Source organism: Coprococcus sp. RTP21281st1_F1_RTP21281_210402 (genome assembly GCF_040915325.1).
GTDB lineage: Bacteria > Bacillota > Clostridia > Lachnospirales > Lachnospiraceae > Coprococcus > Coprococcus aceti.
In genome coordinates this window covers 1-6386 of the sequence record NZ_JBCPDQ010000019.1, presented here as the reverse complement: position 1 = coordinate 6386, position 6386 = coordinate 1, and the positions used below count along the sequence as shown (strand labels likewise).

Below are 6386 nucleotides of genomic sequence, written 5' to 3'. Positions count from 1 at the left end.
GATCGTAGATTATTTCTATCATGAGGAAATCCGTGGGACAGAGAATACCGGAAAAAGAAATCGCTAAATTCCAGTTTTGATTTGACTTAATTCATAACATTTATTAACTGTTATATCTTATCCTCGTGAAGTCCGCAACCCCTTGAAAATGCTAAATTTGTAGCGAGTGAGTTTGCCCTTACGCTTTCCCTTGTGTTATATCCTTTTCCCTCATGTTACGAATGCTCACAAGGGCAAAATTAAGGGAAAGAAAATCCAGTAACAAATTATAACATGAAATGAAAATGGCAGGAAGAACGGATTGAAATGCTTTCAAAACTTTTAGAAAATTAAGGAAAGGACAGATAAGATATGAGATTGATTTATGCAAGATATAATCCGCAATGTAATAGCATAGATGTAACCACGTTTGAAAATGTAGTGCTTAGAATTGATTGCAATAAGGCAGAGGAAGGATTGAGAACTACTCCCGGCTCCCAGTGTTCGTTGAATGCTTTGGCTATTGATAATCCATTAGAATATGCAAGATTATACTTGGATGGAGAAATGCAAGTATGGGTTGATGCAGAGGATCGTTTAGATACGTGGTGATTTTGCTAATATAATATCATGATAGAGGTCTAGTACTAAAAATTCCAGAAAAATATATAGAACGTACGGTTATTCCATAATAAGAGGCAGGAATCTTAAGTTTCTAGATGTTTGAATTTTGCCTTAAGGTAAATAGAGAGGACACATTGATTTTTCAGTGTGTCCTCTCTATTTAAAAATATTTTTAAATAGTCCTTGTAAAAAGACAAAACGTATGCTAAAATCTATTTAAAGAGATTTTTAAATAGGTAAAAGATATGAGAGAAACTAACATTTTTAAAGTGTTGGCAGATAGCCAGAGAAGAGCCATTCTTATGATGTTGAGAAATGAGCGATTAAATGCTGGAGAGATTGCTGAAAAATTACAGATCACACCGGCTGCTCTTTCTTATCATTTAAAATTATTAAAAAACGCAGATTTGATATCTGAATATAAAGAGAAAAACTTTGTTTATTATGAAATCAACACTACGGTTTTCGATGAATTAATTATATGGGTTAACCAGTTTGGAGGGAAAAAAGAATGAAAAAAGTAATGTGGATAGTAGCAATGATACCAGTTGTAGTTACAAGTGTTGTACTACAGTTTATGCCTGATATTATACCTATGCATCATGACTTGGAGGGAAACACTGACAGATGGGGAAGTAAAACAGAAAGCTTTATTTTTCCGGTAATTATTTTGTTTATTACACTGTTTTGGCACTTGCTAATCTATGTGTTTGAGAAAAAATCAAAAAATGCAAATACAGAAAAGGAACAGATGGAGGCAAAATCTTCTGCAAAGGTATTATGTGTTGTAGGAATTTCGCAAGCAATCATGTTCGGGATTATGCATTATTTTATTCTTTATTCTTCTTGGATACAGGCAAATGCAGGTGGTGAACATGCGGTTATTGACATTGCAAAAGTTTCATGTATTTTGTGTGGTATTATATTTATTGTATTAGGAAATTTTATGACAAAGGCAAAACGAAATGCAGTAGTGGGAGTTCGAACCGTTTGGAGTATGCACAATGATAATACATGGAGAAAGAGTAACCGCTTTGGTGCAATATGTATTATTATTACGGGGTTATTGACTATCATTACAACCGTATTTACAAGTGGGATGACTGGCACAATCTTTATGTTGATTTATTTATTATTAGCAACAATTGTAACTGTGGTATACTCAAAAAAGATATATGATAAGGAAATAGAAAAATAATTTGTATCTTTATGCGAGAGGGTGAAATTCCAGTCTTTACGGAGAGATAACAAACGAAGGGGAGGCAATTGCCTCCTTTCGTTTGTTATCTACTCCTTCCACGGTTTGGTGGAGAATATGGTCTTGTTAACTCTCGCTCCCTAATGTCCTGTTTCTTAGATTTAAGCCTATCGTGTAGAGACTGCGGCTTTTCTCCATATCGTTGTTTCCAATTCTTAAGGCTGTCCTGATAATCCCCATAAGCTGTCTCTGCCTTATGAAATGCCTTGTAGAAGGCTTCCACATTCGGATACCCGTATTCCTTTACGATATGAGATAAGCGGACTTTCATTCTTGCAATCCGTTCCTCCAATCCGGCTATCTCCGTTGAAAGCTCGGAACGCCTTTTTGCTTTGAAGATACCTTTGCTGTCGGACAGTTCAATTTCAAGGTCACTTCGCTGTTTCTCGAGTGCAAAAATTGCTTTATTCTGTTCCTGCAGCTTTTGATAAATCTCGCATAAGTGCTTGTAAGAAACTGCTTCCGTTGATGGCTGCGGTCTTGGCGGTATGGCAGGCTTTGGTGTATCTGTCTGCTTTCTGCTTTCTTCTGGTACAGCTTTCTGCTCTTTGAAATCTGTGTTCTCCGGTCTTGCTTCAAGCTCTTTGGAAATTACTTTATCTGCAAGCTCCAGAGTTTTGAGAAATACTTTGGAGATTAACAGTTCTAATACTGCAATGGCAGTACCGATAATGGAAGATAACAGATTCGGTCTGTTTCCGTAAAGCCATACGGATTCCACAATCTTGTCCGTTATCCGTTCCTTTTTTATCTGCATGATTTCTGACTTGGAAACACCCGTTACAATCGCTCTGTCAACAGTCTGATTCCACAAGGTGCGTTTACTGTTGTCTGCCTCAATCTCGGTGGCTTTCGGATTGTTCTTACCAATCTTTTTGGTGGCAAGATACATACCGCCACGCTCAAAAACTTCTAACCGCTGGCTTTTATCCCACACATACTGATTGATAAGATTGGTATAATCCTGCTTGACGGTATCAAGGAAATTTTCAGCCTTGAAGTGTTTATCCTTAATGGAGAAAATCTGTCTTTCGTATACCTCACCTTTGTGAATCACCTTACACCTTTTACGGATATTTCCTTCTTCATCAAGTATCTCTTTCTTGGTGCGTACATGATTTCCCTTTTCGTCATAGAACATATTGCGGGTGGCAACCTTTTCTATGGGCTGTTCCAAGAGTGTACGCTCCGAAAAAATGAGATGGATGTGATAGTTGGTTTTCCGCTTATTGTGATGCAGGGCTGCGATACAGTCCGTTCCGTAAGTCTGTCTGAAATGGTCTGTAAATATCTGCAACAGTCTGTCTGGAGGATACTCCGTAAAAGATTCCGGCAGGGCTATGATCAATTCCCTTGCCTCAATACATTTCCCCTCCGTACCGTTTTTTTTAAATTCTGCCTGATTATATTTTGCAAGGTCAGTCCAAAAATTACGGTCTGTGGTTTCATATACCGCATACAGATTTTCCTGCTTCTTTGGGCTTGAAATATAATAAATTCTTCCCCGGACATTGTGGAGCTTCGTCATCTGAATAAATGAATTTCTTGGCATGTGCTTCCTCCTTTCCGTATCTGCCAAGTACGAAGCTGCAAGAAATGAGGATGGGAAACTTTCTAATGTGAAAGTGAGTAGGCTACATAGGTAGCCTGTCTACGAACATATCCGCCTGTCGGCGAAAAGCTCCCAGCAGGGCGAAATACACAGAGTACAAATCGTAAGATTTGTGCGAGGGGTGTATTTCGCTCTCAAACGCCGAGGGCTTGTATAAAAAAGTTTCTTCCCCACTTCTTAAATTTCCGGTTGTATCTTAGAGGAAGCACATGGTATAATCTATTTGCGTGTAGGTATATCATGGCTTCGGTCAGATACATACCTTAGGGATGGTCTTAGGACTGTCCCTATTTAATTTGTCACATTTCTTGTGACAGCTCTGACATTTCCTTTGTCCCTTAAGTCCCTGCCTTCATTGGCGGTCATGAACTTTTCAAGCATATCCGTTTTGATAAGGACTTTCCGTCCTACCTTCAATACCGGAAGCTTTTTCCATTCTACCAGTTTCCGCAGGGTATTTCTGCCGATACCCGTATAGTCGGCAGCTTCCTCAATGGACAGTGCAATCTTCACTTCTGTCATTAAAACACCTCCTCTTGAATTGCATAATGCAATTTTGTAACTATGCCTACTATATAACTTTTATATCTTCTTGTCAAGCGTTACGAAATTTTAAAAGTAATTATTGACTTGCATATTGCAATGCTACTTTTACTGTGTTATACTTTAGCCATACCGAAAAAGGAGGCGTATCAGAATGAAAGATAAAGAATTACGCAAGTTAATCGGTAGCAGGGCAAAACAACGCAGACTGGAATTAGGTGTCAACCAGCCTTATATAGCAGAAAAGATGGGAGTTACCGCTTCCACCATACAGCGGTATGAGGCAGGAACGATTGACAACACCAAGAAGCTTGTTCTGGATGGTCTGTCGGAAGCACTTCATGTATCAGTGGAGTGGCTGAAGGGCGAGACGGAAGAAATGACAAGTGATGTTACGGATAAAAGGGAATTACAGATTCGTGATACCATGACTTCCATTCTCTCCAAACTGCCTTATGATATGAAGGCAGACGAAGCGGATTTTTCCAAAGATTTACTGCTGCTGATGTTGAAGGAATACGAATTATTCGTTGATTCCTTTCAATATGCCTGTAAGAATTTTAAAGGGAATACGGAAGATGCCACAATTGCAAAAGTAATGGGGTTTGAATCCAATCAGGAATATAATGAGATTATGTTCCTTAGGGAAATCACCCATACGGTAAACGCACTGAACGACATGGGCGACATTGTAAGGCTCTATTCCAAGAATCCCGAAACGGCAGCCGTAAGGCTTGCAAATCTTCTTTCAGAGAAAGACTCCGAACCGGTATAGATTAGACAACCGGAGTTATGATATACTTACACGCAGAAAGCATTTCATCAGTTCCGATTGTCGATATCGAAAGGAGTAACGATTATGGCAAAAGGTTCTGTAAGAAAGAAAGGCAAGAAATGGTACTACCGCTTCTATGTGGAAGATGCAAGCGGTAATCTGGTGCAGAAGGAATTTGCAGGTACGGAAAACAAAAGCGAGACGGAAAAGCTGTTGAGGCAGGCAATGGAGGATTATGAAGCCAAGCGGTTTGTTGCAAAGGCTGAAAACATCACACTCGGAGAGTTGCTTGACCTGTGGGCTGAGGAAGAATTAAAGACAGGCACATTGAGTAATGGAACGGTTGGCAATTATCTTCAGACAATTGGGAGAATCAAACAACACCCTATCAGCAAAAGGAAACTGAAAACGGTGACTTCGGTACACCTGCAGGAGTTTATGGATTTGCTCTCATTTGGAGGCACTGTGGGAGATTTTATATCAAAAGGATATTCCATTGATTATGTAAGGTCATTTTCAGCAGTATTGCAACAGTCATTCCGGTTTGCGGTATTTCCGAAACAGTTTATTACCTTCAATCCAATGCAGTATGTGGTGATGAGGCATAAAAAGGAAGAAACGGATTTGTTTGCGGATGAAACAGCCACAGACAGAGACAAGGTTAAACCGCTTTCCTTTGAAATGTACCGGAAACTGATTGAACAGATTGGAAAACGAAGTGGGGATGCGATTCTTCCGGTTCAGATAGCATACTTTACAGGTCTCAGACTTGGAGAGGTAGCAGGTCTGACATGGCAGGATATCAACCTTGAAGAACAGTATCTCACTGTACGCAGGAGCATCCGCTACAATGGTGCTACCCATAAGCACGAAATCGGTCCGACAAAGTGGAAAAAGATCAGGGTTGTTGACTTTGGCGATACCCTCGCAGATATTTTGAGGAATGCAAAAAAGGAACAGCACAAAAACCGTTTTCAGTATGGGGAACTCTACCAGCGGAATTTTTACAGAGAAGTAATGGAAAAGAATCGGGTGCATTACGAGTATTATCATTTGGGAATGACAGAGAATGTGCCGGAAGATTACACCGAAATCTTCTTTGTATGCTTAAGGGAGGATGGTTGTCTGGAACTTCCGGCAACCATAGAAACAGCCTGCCGGACAGCAGGAAGAAAAGTACCGGAGCTTGAAGGTTTCCATTTCCACACACTGAGGCATACCTACACGACAAACCTCTTATCCAACGGGGCTCAGCCTAAGGATGTGCAGGAACTGTTAGGACACTCAGACGTGAGTACCACCATGAATGTCTATGCCCATGCTACAAGGGAAGCAAAGCGGACTTCCGCAAGACTTCTTGATAAAGTGGCAGGCAACGATTAAACAACTGAATAATGAATTTTCCCTTGTAATTATCCCATAAGGGCAAAAACAAGGGAAAAGGATACATATATAGAATTTTCAATGGCGGGAAGCCTTGAAAATAGGGGAAAGTTAAGAGAGTTAATAGATAAATTCCAGTTTGGAGAATTGAAAAAAATGGGATTTACCTATTAAGACATATAAACTGTTGACAATAAAGCTCCTATATAGTA

Annotated in this window: 7 protein-coding genes; 5 read left to right on the top strand and 2 right to left on the bottom strand. The window is 39.7% G+C overall.

Going from position 1 to position 6386, the window contains the following annotated elements; genetic code table 11:
- The first annotated feature begins 351 nt into the window (after positions 1-351).
- From AB5150_RS15540 to AB5150_RS15530, 3 genes are all read left to right on the top strand, one after another.
- On the top strand, positions 352-591 hold the full coding sequence (locus tag AB5150_RS15540) for a DUF6061 family protein (protein WP_005604353.1): 240 nt from the start codon (positions 352-354) through the stop codon (positions 589-591).
- Positions 592-848: 257 nt separating this feature from the next.
- Positions 849-1118, top strand: coding sequence for an autorepressor SdpR family transcription factor (locus AB5150_RS15535; protein ID WP_015534091.1), 270 nt, complete (start codon positions 849-851; stop codon positions 1116-1118).
- On the top strand, positions 1115-1801 hold the full coding sequence (locus tag AB5150_RS15530; RefSeq protein ID WP_015534090.1) for an SdpI family protein: 687 nt from the start codon (positions 1115-1117) through the stop codon (positions 1799-1801). Before AB5150_RS15535 ends, AB5150_RS15530 begins: the two co-directional genes overlap by 4 nt.
- Positions 1802-1886: 85 nt before the next feature.
- On the opposite strand, the gene AB5150_RS15525 is transcribed toward AB5150_RS15530, so the two are convergent.
- Both AB5150_RS15525 and AB5150_RS15520 read right to left on the bottom strand, forming a co-directional pair.
- Positions 1887-3413, bottom strand: a complete 1527-nt coding sequence (locus AB5150_RS15525) for a MobA/MobL family protein (protein WP_349818922.1) — start codon at positions 3411-3413, stop codon at positions 1887-1889.
- 351 nt (positions 3414-3764) lie between these two features.
- On the bottom strand, positions 3765-3995 hold the full coding sequence (locus tag AB5150_RS15520) for a helix-turn-helix domain-containing protein (protein WP_005604346.1): 231 nt from the start codon (positions 3993-3995) through the stop codon (positions 3765-3767).
- Positions 3996-4170: 175 nt separating this feature from the next.
- On the opposite strand from AB5150_RS15520, the gene AB5150_RS15515 reads away from it, so the two are divergent.
- Positions 4171-4791 (top strand): helix-turn-helix domain-containing protein, encoded by a 621-nt coding sequence (locus AB5150_RS15515; protein ID WP_005604344.1) that lies wholly within the window; start codon positions 4171-4173, stop codon positions 4789-4791.
- Positions 4792-4875: 84 nt separating this feature from the next.
- Positions 4876-6174, top strand: coding sequence for a tyrosine-type recombinase/integrase (locus AB5150_RS15510; protein WP_368292174.1), 1299 nt, complete (start codon positions 4876-4878; stop codon positions 6172-6174).
- Positions 6175-6386: the final 212 nt, after the last annotated feature.